15 protein-coding genes are annotated in these 19,001 nt (G+C 42.7%); 13 read left to right on the forward strand and 2 right to left on the reverse strand.

Annotated features, from left to right (window positions below):
- The first annotated feature begins 25 nt into the window (after positions 1–25).
- The 9 genes from mutS to J3L16_RS00595 all read left to right on the forward strand — a co-directional run bounded on the left by mutS (position 26) and on the right by J3L16_RS00595 (position 12,764).
- A complete protein-coding gene (gene mutS, locus J3L16_RS00555) occupies positions 26–2,614 on the forward strand; it encodes a DNA mismatch repair protein MutS (protein ID WP_242698580.1) in 2,589 nt (862 codons plus the stop codon).
- Between the two features lie 126 nt (positions 2,615–2,740).
- The gene (locus tag J3L16_RS00560) at positions 2,741–4,372 is read left to right on the forward strand and encodes a CTP synthase (protein WP_207610920.1); all 1,632 of its coding nucleotides are present in this window, start codon (positions 2,741–2,743) and stop codon (positions 4,370–4,372) included.
- Positions 4,373–4,397: 25 nt separating this feature from the next.
- Positions 4,398–5,690, forward strand: coding sequence for a phosphopyruvate hydratase (eno, locus tag J3L16_RS00565; RefSeq protein ID WP_207610921.1), 1,293 nt, complete (start codon positions 4,398–4,400; stop codon positions 5,688–5,690).
- A 15-nt stretch (positions 5,691–5,705) separates the two neighbouring features.
- The gene (locus J3L16_RS00570; RefSeq protein WP_207610922.1) at positions 5,706–6,362 is read left to right on the forward strand and encodes a hypothetical protein; all 657 of its coding nucleotides are present in this window, start codon (positions 5,706–5,708) and stop codon (positions 6,360–6,362) included.
- 459 nt (positions 6,363–6,821) lie between these two features.
- Complete coding sequence (gene leuA, locus J3L16_RS00575; protein WP_207610923.1) at positions 6,822–8,378, forward strand: 2-isopropylmalate synthase; 1,557 nt, start codon at positions 6,822–6,824, stop codon at positions 8,376–8,378.
- A 2-nt stretch (positions 8,379–8,380) separates the two neighbouring features.
- Complete coding sequence (leuB, locus tag J3L16_RS00580) at positions 8,381–9,475, forward strand: 3-isopropylmalate dehydrogenase (RefSeq protein WP_207610924.1); 1,095 nt, start codon at positions 8,381–8,383, stop codon at positions 9,473–9,475.
- Between the two features lie 3 nt (positions 9,476–9,478).
- Positions 9,479–10,879: a 3-isopropylmalate dehydratase large subunit gene (leuC, locus tag J3L16_RS00585; protein WP_207610925.1), complete on the forward strand. Its 1,401-nt coding sequence runs from the start codon at positions 9,479–9,481 to the stop codon at positions 10,877–10,879.
- A 15-nt stretch (positions 10,880–10,894) separates the two neighbouring features.
- On the forward strand, positions 10,895–11,506 hold the full coding sequence (gene leuD / locus J3L16_RS00590; RefSeq protein ID WP_207610926.1) for a 3-isopropylmalate dehydratase small subunit: 612 nt from the start codon (positions 10,895–10,897) through the stop codon (positions 11,504–11,506).
- Between the two features lie 76 nt (positions 11,507–11,582).
- Positions 11,583–12,764 (forward strand): HD domain-containing phosphohydrolase, encoded by a 1,182-nt coding sequence (locus tag J3L16_RS00595; protein ID WP_207610927.1) that lies wholly within the window; start codon positions 11,583–11,585, stop codon positions 12,762–12,764.
- 55 nt (positions 12,765–12,819) lie between these two features.
- On the opposite strand, the gene J3L16_RS00600 is transcribed toward J3L16_RS00595, so the two are convergent.
- Both J3L16_RS00600 and J3L16_RS00605 read right to left on the reverse strand, forming a co-directional pair.
- Entirely contained in the window at positions 12,820–13,836 is a 1,017-nt protein-coding gene (locus tag J3L16_RS00600) for a general secretion pathway protein GspB (protein ID WP_207610928.1), read from the reverse strand.
- Entirely contained in the window at positions 13,829–14,740 is a 912-nt protein-coding gene (locus tag J3L16_RS00605) for an AAA family ATPase (RefSeq protein ID WP_207610929.1), read from the reverse strand. The genes J3L16_RS00600 and J3L16_RS00605 overlap by 8 nt, the downstream gene beginning before the upstream one ends.
- 118 nt (positions 14,741–14,858) lie before the next feature.
- Between J3L16_RS00605 and J3L16_RS16375 the strand changes: the two genes are divergently transcribed.
- Genes J3L16_RS16375 through hemW form a run of 4 tightly spaced genes read left to right on the forward strand, consistent with a single transcriptional unit; the run spans position 14,859 to position 18,964 of the window.
- Positions 14,859–16,004 carry a CCA tRNA nucleotidyltransferase gene (locus J3L16_RS16375; RefSeq protein ID WP_207610930.1) on the forward strand — a complete coding sequence of 382 codons (1,146 nt, stop codon included), beginning with the start codon at positions 14,859–14,861 and terminating at the stop codon, positions 16,002–16,004.
- A 32-nt stretch (positions 16,005–16,036) separates the two neighbouring features.
- A complete protein-coding gene (gene srmB, locus J3L16_RS00615; RefSeq protein ID WP_207610931.1) occupies positions 16,037–17,224 on the forward strand; it encodes an ATP-dependent RNA helicase SrmB in 1,188 nt (395 codons plus the stop codon).
- Entirely contained in the window at positions 17,221–17,820 is a 600-nt protein-coding gene (gene rdgB / locus J3L16_RS00620) for an RdgB/HAM1 family non-canonical purine NTP pyrophosphatase (RefSeq protein WP_207610932.1), read from the forward strand. Before srmB ends, rdgB begins: the two co-directional genes overlap by 4 nt.
- Positions 17,813–18,964: a radical SAM family heme chaperone HemW gene (gene hemW, locus J3L16_RS00625; RefSeq protein WP_207610933.1), complete on the forward strand. Its 1,152-nt coding sequence runs from the start codon at positions 17,813–17,815 to the stop codon at positions 18,962–18,964. The genes rdgB and hemW overlap by 8 nt, the downstream gene beginning before the upstream one ends.
- The last annotated feature ends 37 nt before the right edge of the window (positions 18,965–19,001 follow it).

The following is a 19,001-nucleotide window of genomic DNA, read 5'->3' on the forward strand; positions in this document are numbered from 1 at the left end:
ACTAGAATACCCAAACCACCTACTTATGCCTAAGACATCACCTGATACTCATACACCTATGATGCGCCAGTACTTGGCGATAAAAGCAGAACACCCTTCCATACTTTTATTCTATCGGATGGGAGATTTTTACGAGTTGTTTTTCGACGATGCTAAACGGGCCGCATCGTTACTTGATATCTCGTTAACTGCCAGAGGTAAATCTGGTGGTGAGCCTATTCCAATGGCAGGTGTGCCTTACCATGCAGTAGAAGGTTACTTAGCCCGTCTAATAAAAATGGGCGAATCCGTTGCACTATGTGAACAAGTTGGTGACCCTGCAACAAGTAAAGGCCCAGTAGAACGCAAAGTACAACGTATTGTTACCCCAGGTACAGTCACTGACGAAGCGCTCTTAGAAGAAACAAAAGAATCATTATTGTGTGCTTTTAATTATTCTGGATCACAGTTTGGTATTGCATCGTTAGATATTTCATCGGGCCGTTTTACTATTACAGAATGCCGTGATACTGATAGTTTCCTAACGGAAATTCAGCGCTTAAACCCGGCAGAATTGTTATACCCAGACGACTTCGCCGATGTGTCATTAGTTAATCACGTAAACGGCTTAAGGCGACGACCACAATGGGAATTTGATGCTGACACATCCTCTACCCAACTTTGTAACCAATTTAATGTTGCGTCACTAGATGGTTTCGGTGTTACCAATGAAGTCCTCTCCATTGGCGCAGCAGGTTGCATTTTACAATACGTTAAAGATACTCAACGAGCGAATTTACCCCACCTGCGCTCGCTAACCGTGGAACGCTCTGAACAACGTATCCACTTAGATGCAGCAACCCGCAGAAATTTAGAACTCACGCAGAATTTGTCAGGCTCACAAAGTCATACGCTGTTTTCAGTATTAGATGAGACGAAAACGGCTATGGGCAGCCGTTTACTGCAAAGAAAAATCCACAACCCCACTACTAGCCACGAAAAATTGAATCAGCAATACGATGCTATTCAATGCTTGATGGACCAAAATTACCCTGACTTGCAAGAACAGCTTCGTCATATTGGCGATATTGAACGGGTCATGGCTAGACTTGCTTTGCGCTCTGCCCGCCCAAGAGATTTCGCAAAACTCAAGTTTGCTCTGTCCCATTTACCTCAATTACAAGTATTGCTGGGTGAATTAATAGAAAATCACAACATTCCCGTTCTGCGCCAAAGCAAACTCGAGATTGCTGAATACCCTGATTTATGCGAGTTATTGCAGCGGGCGATTATCGACAACCCTCCCGTAGTGCTGCGCGATGGTGGAGTGATTGCTGATGGTTACAGCAGCGAGCTAGATGAGTTAAGAGATTTAGCTACAGGGGCAACGGATTATTTAAAAGAACTGGAAGAAAGAGAGCGCACCCGTACAGGTATTTCATCGTTGAAAGTAGGCTATAACAAAGTCCATGGTTTTTATATTGAAACCAGCCGCGCCAGCGCCGACCAGATCCCAGTGGAATACATACGCAGACAAACCCTAAAAAATGTCGAGCGCTACATTTTACCTGAACTTAAAGAACACGAAGACAAAGTTTTAAATAGCCAAGGCCGCGCATTAGCGTTAGAAAAAAGACTCTATGACGAATTGTTCGACGTATTTCTGCCTCAGTTAAGTAATCTAATTCAAACCGCCAGTGCGCTAGCTGAGCTCGATGTTTTACTTTGTTTTACCGAAAATGCTGAAACCTTAAATTTATCTAGGCCCATACTCACCAATACGCCACAGTTGAGTTTTGAAAACGGACGTCACCTTGTAGTGGAGTCCGCCCTCGACAGTCCGTTTATTGCGAATCCACTAACCTTAAATGATCAGCGAAAAATGCTGGTTATTACTGGCCCAAACATGGGTGGTAAATCTACGTATATGCGACAAACTGCACTGATTGTACTCATGGCTCACATTGGCGCCTTTGTACCTGCTGACAATGCGTTTATTGGTCCCTTTGATAGTATATTCACCCGTATTGGTGCGTCTGATGATTTGGCTTCAGGTCGCTCTACGTTTATGGTAGAAATGACCGAAACCGCAACCATTTTGAACAACGCCAGTGAAAATGCCTTAGTACTGATGGACGAAATAGGACGAGGTACCAGTACCTATGACGGTTTATCTCTCGCTTGGGCGTGTGCAGACTATTTAGCGAGTCATTTACGTGCCTTTACCCTGTTCGCAACGCACTATTTCGAATTAACTGCATTACCGGAAAAGCTCGATAAAGTCGCAAACGTACATGTAAATGCGAAAGAATATAAAGATACAGTAAAATTCATGCATACCATTACTGATGGCGCAGCCAATAAAAGTTATGGATTGCAAGTGGCAAAACTTGCCGGTGTTCCCGACGTCGTGATCCGTTCAGCGAAGCAACAATTACAAAAACTTGAAACAACTCAAGGGGCTAGCGGAGAAAGTGCACAACTTGATTTACTTCAAACAACAGAAGAAATACCGTCACTTCCACCTCATTGGCAAGCACTACAAGCGCAGCTAGACGTGTTAGATCCCGACAGTTTAACGCCCAAAGCCGCATTAGACTGGGTTTATGAAATTAAGCGATTGTTTCAAGGCTGACACTTGCGTATACTTATGCGCCGTCCAAACGCCAAATTTTTACCTCTAAATCAGAGTGATTGTTCTATACTCTTTTACACAGAGGCATATTGCGTTATTGCCGTTCAATCATAGCCTAGGTTTTGCATGACACATTATATTTTTGTCACCGGTGGTGTTGTTTCATCATTGGGTAAAGGCATTGCAGCAGCTTCGCTTGCAGCCATTCTTGAAGCACGTGGTCTTTCAGTTACCATGTTGAAGCTCGACCCTTACATTAACGTAGATCCCGGCACCATGAGCCCGATCCAACACGGAGAAGTGTTTGTCACCGACGACGGTGCAGAAACTGACTTGGATCTCGGTCACTACGAGCGTTTTATTCGCACGCACATGACTCGCCGTAATAACTTTACCACAGGTAGAGTATACGAAGAGGTATTAAAAAGAGAACGTCGAGGCGACTATTTAGGCGCCACAATTCAAGTAATCCCTCATATTACCAATGAAATCAAACGCCGTGTTATCGATGGTGCTGAAGGTCATGATGTTGCTATTGTTGAAATTGGCGGCACTGTAGGTGATATCGAATCTCAACCTTTCTTAGAAGCCATTCGACAACTAGGTACAGAGTTAGGCCGTGATGCAGCAATGTACATGCACCTTACGCTAGTTCCTTATATGGCGGCATCAGGCGAAGTCAAAACCAAGCCGACGCAACACTCAGTAAAAGAGCTGCGTTCTATTGGTATACAGCCTGACATACTTGTTTGTCGTTCATCAGGTGCCCTTCCAGCCGTAGAACGTTCAAAAATTGCGTTGTTTACCAATGTTGCAGATAAAGCCGTTATTTCGTTGAAAGATGTAGACAGTATTTATCGCATACCTGCCATTCTAAAAGCACAAGGTATGGACCAGTTGGTTGTTGACCGCTTTGGTCTGGAATGCGAAGAAGCAGATTTATCTGAATGGGAACAAGTGCTCTACGCTGAATCAAATCCAACCGATGAAATTGACATTGCCTTGGTAGGTAAATATGTGGAATTACCCGATGCGTATAAATCGGTCAATGAAGCATTAAAACACGCAGGGTTGAAAAACAGACTCAGCGTTAATATACATTATGTCGACTCTCAAGATATCGAGAGTAAAGGGAATACTATCTTAAGTGCCTATGACGCAATACTTGTTCCCGGTGGTTTTGGAGAGCGAGGCATAGAAGGAAAGATAGCCGCAGCTCAATATGCCCGAGAAAACAAAGTCCCTTATTTAGGTATTTGTTTAGGAATGCAGGTTGCGTACATCGAATATGCCCGTAATGTCGCTAAGATGGAAAACGCAAATAGTTCTGAGTTTGATCCTAAGACACCGTACCCTGTGGTCGGTTTAATTACTGAATGGCTTGAAAGCGATGGCAGTACTGAAACACGGGATCAGAATTCAGATTTAGGCGGCACTATGCGCCTTGGAAAGCAATTGTGTCATTTGCTTCCCGATACTAAGGTACATGAAGCGTACCAGAGTGAAGAAATTTATGAGCGCCACAGACATAGATACGAAGTTAATAATAACTTGCGTGATAAAATTGAAGCGGCGGGATTAAAAGTAAGTGGTTTGTCTACCGATAAACGACTAGTAGAAGTAATAGAAATACCCGATCACCCTTGGTTTGTTGCAGGTCAATTCCACCCAGAATTCACCTCCACACCTAGAGATGGTCATCCTCTTTTCACTGGTTTTGTAGCTGCGGCAGGACAAAACCATAAAGAAAATAACTGATACAACAGACTGTTGAGGAAATAAAATGGCGAAAATCGCACGCATTGTAGGTCGTGAAATAATGGACTCTCGTGGTAACCCCACTGTAGAGGCAGACGTTTATCTTGAAAGCGGCGCAATGGGCCGCGCTGCTGCTCCAAGCGGCGCATCAACGGGTTCACGTGAAGCACTTGAATTACGCGACGGCGACAAAAGCCGTTATTTAGGTAAAGGCGTAACAAAAGCTGTTGCCGCTATAAACGACGTTATTGCACCAGCACTTCTTGGTAAAGACGCAATTGCACAAAGCGACGTAGACCAAGTGATGCTTGATTTAGACGGCACAGAAAACAAAGAAACTCTAGGCGCAAATGCAATCCTAGCAGTATCACTTGCCAATGCAAAAGCCGCAGCTATCGAAAAAGGCGTGGCACTTTACGAGCATATTGCTGACTTAAACGGTACTCCTGGAGAGTACAGCATGCCAGTACCTATGATGAATATCATCAACGGTGGCGAGCACGCTGACAACAACGTTGATATTCAAGAATTTATGGTTCAGCCTGTTGGCGCGAAAAGCTTTAAAGAAGCATTGCGTATGGGCGCTGAAATTTTCCACAACTTGAAGAAAGTGCTTTCGGCTAAAGGTTTAAATACTGCAGTAGGTGACGAAGGTGGTTTTGCTCCTAACCTTGCGTCTAACGAAGAAGCATTATCTGTAATTACTCAAGCCGTTGAAGCGGCGGGTTATAAAATGGATGTAGATGTCACTCTTGCATTAGATTGCGCATCATCTGAATTCTTCAAAGACGGCAAATACGACCTATCTGGCGAAGGAAAAGCGTTTGATCCATCTGCGTTCACTGATTACCTAGCAGACCTTGCTGCACGTTACCCTATCGTGTCTATCGAAGACGGTATGGATGAAAGTGATTGGGCGGGTTGGAAAGAACTAACTGACAAAATCGGTGATAAAGTTCAATTAGTGGGTGACGATTTATTCGTAACTAACACAAAAATCCTTAAGCGCGGTATCGACGAGAAAATCGGCAACAGCATTTTGATTAAATTTAATCAAATTGGATCATTGACCGAAACCTTGAATGCAATCAAAATGGCAAAAGATGCTGGCTTTACAGCGGTCATTTCACATCGCTCTGGCGAAACTGAAGATGCAACCATTGCTGACCTTGCTGTAGGTACTGCTGCAGGTCAAATTAAAACAGGTTCTCTTTGCCGTTCAGATCGTGTTGCTAAGTACAACCAACTACTTCGTATCGAAGAGGTGTTAGGTAGCAAAGCTGTTTACCGCGGCCGAGAAGAAATTAAAGGTCAATAATTTGTTAGTGGGGCTATGAGCGATAAACAAGCTGATATTTTTTCTGTTGATCAATCGCCTAGTCCCGAACTTGCGGATTTTGCTGAGCTGTGCAGCGCTTTATACGAGCGAGAATTGCATAGCTTAGCGCATTCTTCTATAGGTCAACCTTCGCTGCTCAAACGAAGACTCGCTGGTTTACCGTACCACGTAAAAAATATTGCTCATTACTTATGCCAGCATAATAGCCCTCTAAACGTCGATGTTCACAATGCCAGCTTTCAATTTAAACAAGCTGTAAAAGTTCCGACTCGTACCGCAAATGCAGATAAAAATTACGCTTGGTACTCACAACACGCAACGCCCGGTCTTGTCGTTCCTATTTATGTAGAAGATATAGATGGCCATCATATCGAATTAGATTGTGTCGACCGGATCGATAAAGAAACGAAAACACTGCACACCAACAAATTCGGCTGGTTTGATTTCTATGGAAAACCTACCGAGCAAATCCGCGGTATCCTAGCTAAACAACTCAACAAACCCAGCAAAGCCATCATGCAATCAGCATGTTGTGGGCATGTGTGGAACCATAAAAACCGCGTATTACCTCGGGTACTCAGTTTAAGAGAGTTGCTATTGTCATCACAAATTGATTGGAAACGATTTACACTACTTAAAAAATCAGGTTAAGCCTTTATTTAATTAAATTACCCACTTAATCGCGATATCACTCTATCCAATATTCAGCCTCCCTATACCAACGCCCAATAACAAAGAAAGTGATAAACCAAGGTTAATGACTAGGGGGTTAACCTTCAAAAATTGCGCTTTTTTGTGAGGTTTCTTTAGAACAAATCCGTTCTTTTAAAACAAAAAAGACATTAATTCGAAATTAATAAACTAATTTTTCAAATTTAGCCCTATTTGAGCAAAAAAATTCCCTTTAAGCATTGATATTAACGCCAAGTTAAATTAAAGTTGCGCCAATTCGCGATAAGATCAAATTAACTGATGAAATTAGTGTTTAGCCTCCTTCTAATCCTGACGGCAGCAAGACTGCACGGGTAGAATGCGACTTTCGCGAAACACATTCTATAAAACCCGTGCACAGCACGGGTTTTTTTTTGCATTTAACATCAAGGAAAAACAATGAGCGACCAGATCATTATCTTTGACACTACATTAAGAGACGGTGAGCAAGCCTTGCCTGCCAGCTTGAGCATGAAAGAAAAAATTCAGATTGCCCTTGCACTGGAACGTCTGGGTGTAGATATCATAGAAGCTGGTTTCCCTGTTTCTTCACCGGGTGATTTTGCGTCTGTCCAGGAAATCGCAAAAGTAGTGAAATCGTCTACCGTATGTGGTTTATCTCGCGCATTAGCAAAAGACATTGATGCCTGTGGGCAAGCCTTGAGTGTTGCAGAGCAATTTCGTATTCACACCTTTATTGCAACATCAGATATTCACGTCAGTTCTAAACTTCGCAAGTCTCAAGAAGACGTTGTAGAAATGGCAGTAGCCGCGGTAAAACATGCCAAGGGTTACACCAATGATGTTGAGTTTTCTTGTGAAGATGCAGGGCGTACCCACATTGATTATTTATGCCGTATGGTTGAATCCGTTATTAATGCAGGTGCCACAACGGTTAATATTCCCGATACCGTAGGCTACACAACACCTTCAGAGTTCGGTGGAATTATCGCTAACTTGTTCAACCGTGTTCCCAATATAGATAAAGCAGTTATTTCCGTGCATTGCCACAACGATTTGGGTCTAGCGGTTGGCAACTCACTTGCTGCAGTGGAAAATGGCGCTCGCCAAGTTGAATGCACAATAAATGGTATTGGTGAACGCGCTGGAAACTGTTCATTAGAAGAAATTGCCATGGTTTTGGAAACCCGCAAAGCAAAATTCGGATTACAAAGTCGCATTGATACCCAAGAAATCAGCCGCACATCAAAGCTAGTCAGTCAGTTGTGTAATATGCCCGTTCAAGCCAATAAAGCTATTGTTGGCGCAAATGCGTTTAGCCACTCTTCAGGTATTCACCAAGACGGTGTTTTAAAAGCACAAAATACATACGAAATAATGACACCTGAAAGTGTAGGAATAAACAAAAACAACCTAAATCTAACCTCTCGCTCGGGACGTCATGTTATTAAGCATCGTTTGTCCGAACTTGGATACCAAACAAGCGACTACGATTTAGATAGTATTTATGATTTATTTTTAAAATTGGCCGATAAAAAAGGCCAAGTTTATGATTACGACCTTGAAGCCTTGTTGTTCTTCGATCAACAACGCCAAGATTATGCACACTACGAGTTAGTTTCTTTACAAGCCACATCTGGCAGAGAAATTATTCCAAGTGCAACGGTTCGCCTAAAAATTGGTGAACAAACAGTAACTCAATCTTCTGTTGGCAATGGTCCTGTTGATGCGTCTTTTAACGCAATAATGACAATGCTCGGACATGAAGAATTAACCATAGTCGACTTTAAACTTGATTCAAAAGGTGAAGGTGCAGACGCTCTTGCTCAAGTGAGCGTTATCGCTGAATATCGAGGCCGCCGATTCCACGGTATTGGCCTTGCAACTGACATAGTAGAATCCGGTGTAAAAGCACTAATTTACGTATTAAATGACACCTATTTGGCAGACCAAATAGACGAACAAAAGCAGCAAGTTCGCGTCGCAGGAGAATAAAATTGAAGACTTATAATATCGCCGTTTTAGCAGGGGACGGAATTGGCCCAGAAGTAATGCATGAAGCCAATAAAGTGCTTGATGCTATTGAGCAGAAGTTCAACCTCGGTTTCAACCGAGAAGCCTTTGCCGTGGGTGGCTACGCCATAGATACTGAAGGCGAGGCTTTACCTGCTAATACGCTTTCTGGATGCGAAAACGCCGACGCCATATTATTTGGTTCTATTGGTGGGCCAAAATGGGACTCTCTGCCTTTAGAGCAACGTCCTGAGCGTGCTGCATTATTGAAATTACGTAGTCATTTTGATTTATTTTGTAACTTGCGCCCTGCTCAAATTTATTCTGGCTTAGCACAGTTGTCTCCACTCCGTGAAGATATCGCGTCAAGTGGCGTGGATGTAATGGTGGTAAGAGAACTCACTAGCGGTATTTATTTTGGTACGCCAAAAGGCCGTGACGATAACAACGGCAACGAAATGGCATTCGATACCATGCGTTACAGCCGCAGTGAAATAAGTAGAATCGCACGTATTGCCTTTAATTCGGCTATGTTAAGAGACAAGAAAGTATCTTCTGTAGACAAAGCAAACGTATTAGAGTGCAGTCGCTTGTGGCGAGAAGTCGTAGAAGAAGTTGCAAAAGACTTTCCTGATGTTGAATTAGAGCATATCTATATTGATAACGCGGCAATGCAACTCATTAAAAACCCTGCGCAGTTCGATGTCATGCTGTGTTCAAATTTATTCGGTGACATTCTTTCCGATGAATGTGCAATGATGACAGGATCTATGGGCTTACTTGCATCAGCCAGTATTAATGAAGACAATTTTGGTATGTATGAACCTGCTGGAGGCTCTGCTCCAGATATCGCGGGCCAAGGTATAGCCAATCCAATTGCACAAATATTATCTGCCGCTATGATGCTTCGCTATAGTTTCAATGAAGTAGACGCTGCAGACGCTATACAAAGAGCTGTTGTTGCCACATTAGAGGCCAACATTCTTACTGCCGAATTGCGTTCAGCTGACGCCACTGGAAGTGCAGCAACAACGTCTGATGTTGGTAATGCAATTGTGAAACACATTTTAGCGGAGTAACTCATGAGCAAAACTCTTTACGAAAAAATATTCGACGCTCACACTATCGTTGAAAAAGATGATGACTATTTATTATACATAGACAGACACCTTATTCACGAGGTTACGTCTCCTCAAGCTTTCGCTGGCTTGGAAGAGAAAAACAGAAAAGTACGCAGACCTGATCGCACTTTCGCAACTATGGATCACAGTATTTCAACCCGCTCATTGGCATTAGATGCCTGCGGCCCTGAAAACCATAAACAACTGCGAACTCTTGCCCAAAACTGCGAAAAACACGGTATAACCTTGTACGATGTCGGCCATAAAAAACAAGGTATTGTACATGTTATGGGGCCAGAACTTGGCCTAATATTACCGGGTATGACAGTGGTGTGTGGTGACTCTCACACAGCAACCCATGGCGCGTTCGGCGCACTTGCATTCGGCATAGGTACCTCTCAAGTAGAACACGTATTTGCTACCCAAACATTAAAACAGCCAAGAGCAAAAACAATGCGTATTACCATAGAGGGTGAATTACTTGACGGTATCACGTCAAAAGACATTGTTTTAGCGATTATCGGTGAAATTGGTCATGCTGGTGCCACAGGGTATGTTATCGAATACGCAGGTAGCGCTATACGCTCATTGTCGATGGAAGCCCGTATGACGATTTGTAACATGAGTATAGAAGGCGGCGCGAAAGCAGGATTGATTGCCCCTGACGATATCACTATGGATTATTTGAAGGGACGAGATTACGCTCCTAAAGGCCAAGACTGGGAAGAAGCAACCCGCTACTGGCAAAGCCTTTATTCAGATGATGATGCCGTGTTTGACGCAGAAGTTGTTTTAAAAGCAGAAGATATCGAGCCTCAAGTCACCTGGGGAACCAACCCAGGACAAGTGATCGGAGTAAATACCCCCGTTCCTAATCCCGATGACTTTAATGACAGTGTCACCAAAACATCAGCGGTTAATGCCCTTGATTATATGGGGCTCGAACCCGGGCAGTTATTGACTGAAACACCGGTATCTCATGTATTCATTGGTTCGTGTACAAACAGCCGCATTGAAGATTTACGAGCTGCTGCGGTTGTTGCGAAACAAGGTAAAGTTTCTAGCTCTGTAACCGCTATTGTAGTGCCCGGCTCAGTACAAGTTAAGCAACAAGCAGAACAAGAATCTCTAGACAAGATATTCATTGAAGCTGGCTTTGAATGGCGTTTACCCGGATGCTCTATGTGTTTAGGCATGAACGACGACTTACTAAAAGAAGGCGATCGCTGTGCATCAACCAGTAACCGTAATTTTGAAGGTAGACAAGGTCGTGGCGCGCGTACTCACCTAGTCAGCCCAGCAATGGCTGCGGCAGCGGCGCTAAAAGGCAAGTTTGCTGATATCAGAGCATTTCAAGAATAAGGTAAGGGTCCAAATATGACAGCAGAAGCTCAAGGGTTCAAAGCCCAAACCGGAACAGTATGCCCATTGGATCAAGCCAATGTAGATACAGATCAAATTATACCAAAACAGTTTCTTACCAGTGTTTCTAGAAAAGGCTTCGGTAAGCATTTGTTTTTTGATTGGCGCTATAACAAAGGTGAGCCATTAACTGTAAACAACGACTTTGTGCTGAACTTTCCGCAGCATCAAGGTGCAACTGTGTTGTTAACCCGTGAAAATTTCGGCTGTGGCTCTAGCCGAGAACACGCTCCGTGGGCGCTCACAGACTATGGGTTTAAGGTTATCATTGCCACCAGCTTCGCCGATATCTTTTACGGCAACTGTATTAACAATCAACTTTTACCGGTAAAACTAAGTGACGAGCAAATACAAGTTTTGTTTGACGCTGTTGCAGCGTCTTCTTCAGTAGAAATTACTGTAGATTTACAAGCTCAAACCGTTTCTTGTAATGAACATGAGTTTGCATTTGAAATTGGTGATGCTCATAAATTCACTTTAATTTCAGGTTTGGATTCTATTGGCCAAACCCTATTAGATGAAGAAAAAATCACTCAGTTCGAACACGCTCGGCAGACTTGGCAATAACTTTAGACTTTTTCTACACTTTTTTAAATTTGTGTTAGACTTTTTATTATCTACAATAAGAAGTCTAACGCACAAAATGTTAAAAACCCTTACGATTGAAGAACTTAAGCTCGGTCACTATGTCACTCAAGTCATCGAGCAACGCGGTGATATTTCTATCAAATCCAAAGGAAAAGTGAAAAGTGAGCAGTTTTTACAAGAGCTAATTAACAAAGGTGTAAAACGCCTTGAAGTTGACTTATCAAAAAGTGAGCTAGTTACAGACGATATAGAAATAAGCTCAGAAGAAATTATCACCGATAGCAAATCTGTCGAACCTGATGGTTATAGCTTAGAAGCTGCGAACGATCTGTATCACCAAGCAATAAAGTTGCAAAGTGAATTCATCGATGACTTGCAAAAAGGCGCTGTTAACGATTTATCCTCAGTAAAAACAATGTCGGCGCAGTTAGTCGAGAATTTACTCGATAATCCAAATGCTTTGTCATGTTTAACCTTACTTCGAGGCGAAGACGACTACCTGTTAGAGCACAGTTTGAATTGTTGCATACTCATGGCCATGTTTGCGGAGCATCTAGGTTATGACACTGAAACTATCGAAGCTCTTTCCTTAGGTGCATTGTTAATGGATGTTGGGATGGCGAATGTGCCTAATGAACTCCGCTTAGCCCAAGAGCCGCTTTCTGAAGCAGATTGGGCAGTCATAAAAGCCCATGTAGAAGACGGCATTGAAATGATTGAGCAAGCTGAAGATTTAGACACTCTGACCAAAACAGTCATTGAACAACATCATGAGCGCACAGACGGAAGCGGTTACCCAAATGCCCTTGTTGATTCAGATATTTCTGTTTACGGAAAAATGGCGGCTATTGTTGATACCTACGACGCGATGGTTTCTCAACGTTCACATCAAAAAGCCGTCACCCCAGCAATAGCGCTAAAGCGGCTGGCTCGTGCTCCAGGACTAGACGATGATTTGGTTATGCAATTTATTGCTAGAATTGGAATTTACCCAGTAGGCTCGGTGGTTAAACTTAAAAGTGGTAAGCTTGCTATTGTTGCAAAATCCCATCCAGTAGATATGCTAAACCCCGTTGTCATGACGTTTTATAGTGTAACAGGTAGTCACTATAACGATGTTCAGCGTATTGACTTAAGTAAAATTGAAGACGAAATAGACGCCAGTGTTCAACCTGCTGATTTCAGTCTAAATCTAACTAAATTCTTCAAAGACGTATTTATTCCAAAAACTAAATAAAAGAAGATTAATTGGCTGTAAAATTTAAATGCATAGTTCATCTATGCGTTCAACTTTACCAATCGGTCAACGCCGCCATCCCGAAAATTTCGCCTTGATAACTCAGTACGATACGTTGGGGTTCAATAGCAATAATTTGTACTTTGTCACTAATAACATCGCCTTCTTGAAGGCGTTGGCCATTAACTCTAACCCACCTATCTGTTTCTCTTGACGCATACATATGTGCAGTAAAAGCCATTGACGGTAATGTTGTCATATAACGCACAGGTAATTGATCAATCCGTTGAATATCATCAAATTCCACAACAGACTCAGTAGCATCATCACCCACAGAAAAATTATTATTGCCGAATTCAGCGACAACTTTGTTAAATCGTGCAAGTAACTCAGGAGAAACATTTACAGGTTCATCCTGTTGAACACCTGTAAGTTCAACTCCCTCTTCGTTTGCATCTACATCATCAACGTCTATTTGAGTATCGTCTTGTACAACTGTTTGAGTTTCCACTTCTGTGGTCACAATATCCGTTTTGGCTGGTTCAACTTTGGGTTCGTGTTCAACCAAACTAGATTCGGGTTCAACGACCTGTTCGATCACAGGTTCAGTAACAGCAACTTCGTTAGCCCCCATATGCCAAAACAATAAACTCTGTGGATTTGCACCAACAAACCCTAACCCTAGTCCAATCAGAACAACAGAGGCAAAAGTAACACTTTGGCGTAAATACACACTCCAAATTGAAGGTATTCCTTGCACACTGGGTAAAAATAAATTGCGATTAAATTGGTCCGACAACTGACTATCGTAATGTCCTGGAGAATCATACTTTCCCTGGAGCAAAGCTTGGGTTTGAGTTTGTGATGGTAAAAGTGCTTCGGCAGATTCAAGTTCGACGGTTTGGTCAAGATCAACTTCGACCTCAATAACTCCCATCTCAGTCAAGCCCCTGACCATATCAGTACTGCTGACTAAACCTGACTTTTTAATTTTTACAGGCCCAACTTGCTGAGAAATACGTGTAATGACCATTCCAGGGCATAATTCCGCAATTGGTATTAATTTAAGCATTCATTACTCCCAATGCGTACCCCAGTGTAACCGATATAATAAAGGCCCCAATTAAGACATATTTGGTTTGGCTTCGAATACGCTGCCCCACCACATCCGCGCCCAATATTTGCTGTGCTGCGGCCAGAAAAATGGTTTTGTTAATCACTACATCTTGTTTCGTAAAGGCTAAGGTTAATGCTCGGTCACACAATAAATTGATCACTCTTGGAATACCGCCAGATATGGCATAAACAGCGTTTAATGTGCTAGCTTTAAAAATATGAGCGTCGCCACTAGCCACATTCAATCGATGAGCAACATATAACTTCACTTCATTTTTAGTAAGAGGCAACAAGTGGTACCTAGCGGTAATTCTCTGTGCCAATTGACGCAGTTCATTGCGCTTCAAGAGTTGTTGTAATTCAGGCTGACCAATTAAAACCACTTTCAGTAGTTTTTCTCTATTCGTTTCAAGGTTCGTCAATAGGCGTAGCTGCTCTAATACTTCTGGCATTAGGTGCTGCGCCTCATCGATAATTAACACGGTATTCAGTGCTAATTCGTGATTATCCGCTAATTTTTTCAAAATTCGATCTGTGAAGCCTTTTAAACTGGTAGTATTCACGTCATATTGAATTGCAAGTTCATCGCAAATAGTCGCCAAAAGTTCCAACGCCGATAACGCTGGATTTAAGATCATAGCCACTTGTGTATTATCGGGTAACTGTTGTAATAACTTGCGAGAAACGGTGGTTTTGCCCGTACCTACTTCACCGGTTAACATGACAAACCCGCCAGACTCACGAAGCCCAAAGGTTAAGTGGGCTAACGCCTCTTTATGACGCGGGCTCATGTACAAATAATCGGGATTAGGCGCTATCGAAAACGGATTATCAGACAAGCCAAAATAATTCAAATACATGGAAATTCAATACACCAAGGTTAAAACTCGAGGTTAAACTAACGGTATGTGAATTTGATGTCAAAGAGTAAACAAAGTTCGCATAATTTATTATGTCGAAATAGGAAAAAAAGCGACCATGAGCAATAATTTTGAGGTTTATTTAGTCGGAGGCGCAGTAAGAGACCGACTGCTCGGTAGAACTGTGACTGAAAAAGACTGGGTTGTGGTTGGCGCAGAACCCAATGACTTAATTCAACTAGGCTACACCCAAGTTGGCAAAGATTTCCCTGTTTTTTTGCACCCAAAAACGAAAGAAGAGTACGCGCTCGCACGTATCGAGAGAAAAATGGGACAAGGATATACCGGCTTTGTTTGCGACAGTTCAAAAACAGTAACACTAGAAGAAGACTTGTATCGCCGAGACCTCACCATAAATGCAATGGCACAAGACGCAAATGGCGTTATTACCGACCCCTATCAAGGTCAACAAGATATTGAAAAAAAGCAACTTCGTCATGTCTCACACGCCTTCACAGAAGACCCTTTGCGGGTTTTACGTGTAGCTCGCTTCGCTGCACGTTACCACTATTTAGCATTCTCTGTAGCAGGTGAAACCATACAGTTAATGCAAACAATCAGTCAGACAAACGAATTAAGTACACTGCCCCCAGAGCGAGTTTGGCGAGAAACGGTCAAAGCCCTGAGTGAACGCTCTCCCTATGTTTATTTTGACGTTTTGCATCGTTGTGACGCTATGGCTACATGCTTTCCTGCACTGAGTTCATTCTCTGTTACAGAAGAACTACAACTTGCAATGAAAGAGGTTGTAGCAAACCAAGACCAAGACGCTCATTTAGCTCATTGTACGCTTATTAGTTTGGCTCTTATGAATGACGGTGATGAAACACCAACAGCTTGGCTGAGTAATTTGAAAGCGCCTAATGCTGTCATCAACTTAGTAACTACTGCGCTTAAAATTAAGCCTTACCTAACATTATCAAGACTCGATGGTGAGTCAATTCTGGCTCTGTTTAACAGTACTGATGTGTGGAGAAAAGAAACGGTTTTCCTCGAAGCCTTGAATATACTAAGTTATGCCAAAACACTGTGTGGATTATCCAAGGTCAATAAACATATTGAGTGTATTACGGCTATGCTTAAAGTTGCTAAAACGGTAACCGCACAATCGGTGATCAGTGACAAGGTTCAAGGCGCGCAAATAAAGCAAGCAATGACGGATAAACGACAAGAGTTGATTTGCGACGCCCTCAAGCTCTGGTAAACTCCACAACAATAATCAATCAGGCGTAAATAATGCAATTTAGTGACTTAGAATTAGACGACGCTTTGTGTCGCGCTGCTGCCGAAATTGGCTTTAGTACGCCAACCAGTATTCAACAACAAGCTATTCCGGTAGCGATGGAGCAAAGAGATATTCTTGCATCTGCTCCCACAGGGACAGGAAAAACCGCTGCGTTTCTTTTGCCGGCTTGTCAGTATTTGCTCGACTTTCCCCGTAAAATTCCCGGTCAAACACGAGTATTGGTACTTAGCCCTACCCGAGAATTAGCTCTGCAAATTTTCGAACAAGCGCAAAAAATTACACAATTTACTGACTTGCATTGTGGTTGTATTACCGGCGGCATCAATTACGGTACCGACAGAGAAACTCTAGCAGGTAACCTAGACATATTGATTGCAACGCCAGGCCGCCTTTTTGAGCATATTCAAAACGAAGTCGCTGATTGCAGAGACATTGAATGCCTGATCTTAGATGAAGCCGATCGCATGTTAGATATGGGATTTTCAGCCATAGTCAATCAAATTGCATCAGAAGCTCGCTGGCGGAAACAAACCATGCTTTTCTCAGCAACATTAGAGGGAAAAGGTGTACGCACTTTCGCTGAAGAAATATTACAAGAACCGGCAGAAATAGAAGCAGTTCCTTCCAGAAAAGAAAAAGCGAAAACCTTGCAATGGTGTCACCATGCCGATGATTTAAAGCATAAAACCGCCTTGCTCGTGCATATTTTGCAAGAACAAGTAACCAATGCCGTAGTCTTTGTTAAAACCCGCGAGCGAGTGCAATGGCTAAAAGACACCTTACAATCAAAAGGTATTGAATCCTGTTGGTTACAAGGAGAAATGCCCCAAGACAAACGCAACCAAGCACTCTCTACATTTAAATCAGGTAAAGTCAAAATACTAGTAGCAACAGATGTTGCGGCCCGAGGCATAGACGTACCCAACGTATCTCATGTAATCAATTTCGATATGCCCAAAAAAGCCGATACTTATGTTCATCGCATAGGCAGAACCGGTCGCGCAGGCGCTAAAGGTGTCGCAATATCGCTAGTAGAGGCCCATGATGTTGAGGTGTTAGGAAAAGTCAGTCGATACATTGGTGAACCCATCAAGCCTCGTATGATTGCCAGCTTACGTCCAAAACACAAAGCGCCGAAAATCGTTAAAAAGAAAAAGAAGAAGAAAACTAAAAAATGACAAACAAGCGCATTGTTTTAGCATCAGGTAATCAAGGTAAACTCCGTGAGTTTTCGCAATTGTTTTCACAATGGTCTGTGGACGTGGTATCCCAAAGTCAGTTGAATATTGATAGCGTCCCTGAAACCGGCACAACCTTTGTGGAAAACGCCATAATTAAAGCTCGCCATGCTGCTGCAGAATCGGGTCTTCCGGCGTTGTCCGATGATTCTGGACTCGTTGTTAATGCATTATCAGGCGCGCCTGGCATTTACTCGTCTCGCTACGCAGGAGAAAATGCCTCTGACGCTGACAATATCACTAAGCTACTTCAGGTTTTAGAAGGGAATGAACAACGAGCTGCCCACTTTCAATGTGTACTTGTTTATATGCGCAGTGCAGACGACCCTGTTCCTCTAATAGCTCAAGGTCAATGGCATGGCCATATAGCTACATGTCAATCAGGCTCAGATGGGTTTGGTTACGATCCTGTATTTATTTGCCCTGAATACCATTGCTCAGCAGCAGAGCTAACTAAAGACGTTAAAAATACATTAAGTCATAGAGCTAAAGCATTAGAGCTACTTACTCAGCAAATGGCGAACTTGTTTGACTGATTTACCCTTATCTCTGTATGTGCATATTCCTTGGTGTGTGCAAAAATGCCCTTATTGCGATTTCAATTCTCATGGCCAAAAGCAACAAGCATTGCCCGAAAAGGAATATGTTGCTCATCTCTTAGACGATTTATCCGCTGATTTACTGACCTACTCTGAGCTTTCAAGGCGAGAAGTCACTTCCATATTTATTGGGGGTGGCACCCCTAGCCTTTTTAGTGCACAAGCCATAGCAAGTTTATTAGAGGGTATAAAACAGCGTTGCAATTTAGCTGTTCAGGCTGAAATCACACTAGAAGCAAACCCTGGAACCGTTGAAAGTGGCCGCTTTGCAGCCTACGCAAACGCGGGTGTTACTCGATTTTCTATTGGCATACAAAGCTTCAATTCCGCTCACCTCAAAGCCCTAGGGCGTATTCATTCTGGAAATGAAGCTCTATTTGCGATATCACAAGCTAAGCAAAGTGGCGTGACTACTTTTAATACCGACCTAATGCATGGTCTACCCAATCAATCTATCGATAATGCACTCGCAGACTTACATAAAGCCATAGCGCAAAATCCGCCTCATCTCAGCTGGTATCAATTAACGATAGAGCCAAACACACCGTTTTACAGCAAACCGCCTGAACTTCCCGCAGACGATGTATTGTGGGATATTCAGCAACAAGGCCACGCTATTCTTGCAAAAGCAGGCTATCAGCAATACGAAATATCAGGCTATAGCCAAGTTGGTCACCAGTGCAATCACAACCTCAATTATTGGCGTTTTGGTGACTACATTGGCATTGGTTGCGGCGCTCACGGGAAAATAACAAATGCTAGCAACGGAACTATTACCCGTACGGTTAAAGTCAAACACCCTCGAGGTTACATGAGTCTGGATAGAGCTTATCTAGATCAAACCACAAAGGTAGAGGAAGCAGAGCGTCCTTTTGAATTTTTCATGAATCGTTTTCGCTTGGTTGAAGCCTGTGACACAGCTGAATTTGAACGCTATTGCATGATGCCCATTGACTCATTAACACAGACTCACTTGGACAAAGCCATCGATAAGGGCCTTTTAACCAACTCAAATCAAAGCTGGCAAGTCACGCCAATGGGAAGGCGCTATTTAAATAGTTTGCTGGCTGAATTTGTTTAATGAAATATTGAGCATAATAATTGGGCAAAATTTGAAT

This window comes from Alteromonas sp. 5E99-2 (genome assembly GCF_017368475.1).
GTDB lineage: Bacteria > Pseudomonadota > Gammaproteobacteria > Enterobacterales > Alteromonadaceae > Alteromonas_F.

What these genes read in the sequence shown, in the direction of transcription:
- mutS (WP_242698580.1), top strand. Translation starts at nt 26, where the DNA reads ATGCCTAAGACATCACCTGATACTCATACACCTATGATGCGCCAGTAC.
- J3L16_RS00560 (WP_207610920.1), top strand. Translation starts at nt 2,741, where the DNA reads ATGACACATTATATTTTTGTCACCGGTGGTGTTGTTTCATCATTGGGT.
- eno (WP_207610921.1), top strand. Translation starts at nt 4,398, where the DNA reads ATGGCGAAAATCGCACGCATTGTAGGTCGTGAAATAATGGACTCTCGT.
- J3L16_RS00570 (WP_207610922.1), top strand. Translation starts at nt 5,706, where the DNA reads ATGAGCGATAAACAAGCTGATATTTTTTCTGTTGATCAATCGCCTAGT.
- leuA (WP_207610923.1), top strand. Translation starts at nt 6,822, where the DNA reads ATGAGCGACCAGATCATTATCTTTGACACTACATTAAGAGACGGTGAG.
- leuC (WP_207610925.1), top strand. Translation starts at nt 9,479, where the DNA reads ATGAGCAAAACTCTTTACGAAAAAATATTCGACGCTCACACTATCGTT.
- leuD (WP_207610926.1), top strand. Translation starts at nt 10,895, where the DNA reads ATGACAGCAGAAGCTCAAGGGTTCAAAGCCCAAACCGGAACAGTATGC.
- J3L16_RS00595 (WP_207610927.1), top strand. Translation starts at nt 11,583, where the DNA reads ATGTTAAAAACCCTTACGATTGAAGAACTTAAGCTCGGTCACTATGTC.
- J3L16_RS00600 (WP_207610928.1), bottom strand. Translation starts at nt 13,836, where the DNA reads ATGCTTAAATTAATACCAATTGCGGAATTATGCCCTGGAATGGTCATT.
- J3L16_RS00605 (WP_207610929.1), bottom strand. Translation starts at nt 14,740, where the DNA reads ATGTATTTGAATTATTTTGGCTTGTCTGATAATCCGTTTTCGATAGCG.
- J3L16_RS16375 (WP_207610930.1), top strand. Translation starts at nt 14,859, where the DNA reads ATGAGCAATAATTTTGAGGTTTATTTAGTCGGAGGCGCAGTAAGAGAC.
- srmB (WP_207610931.1), top strand. Translation starts at nt 16,037, where the DNA reads ATGCAATTTAGTGACTTAGAATTAGACGACGCTTTGTGTCGCGCTGCT.
- rdgB (WP_207610932.1), top strand. Translation starts at nt 17,221, where the DNA reads ATGACAAACAAGCGCATTGTTTTAGCATCAGGTAATCAAGGTAAACTC.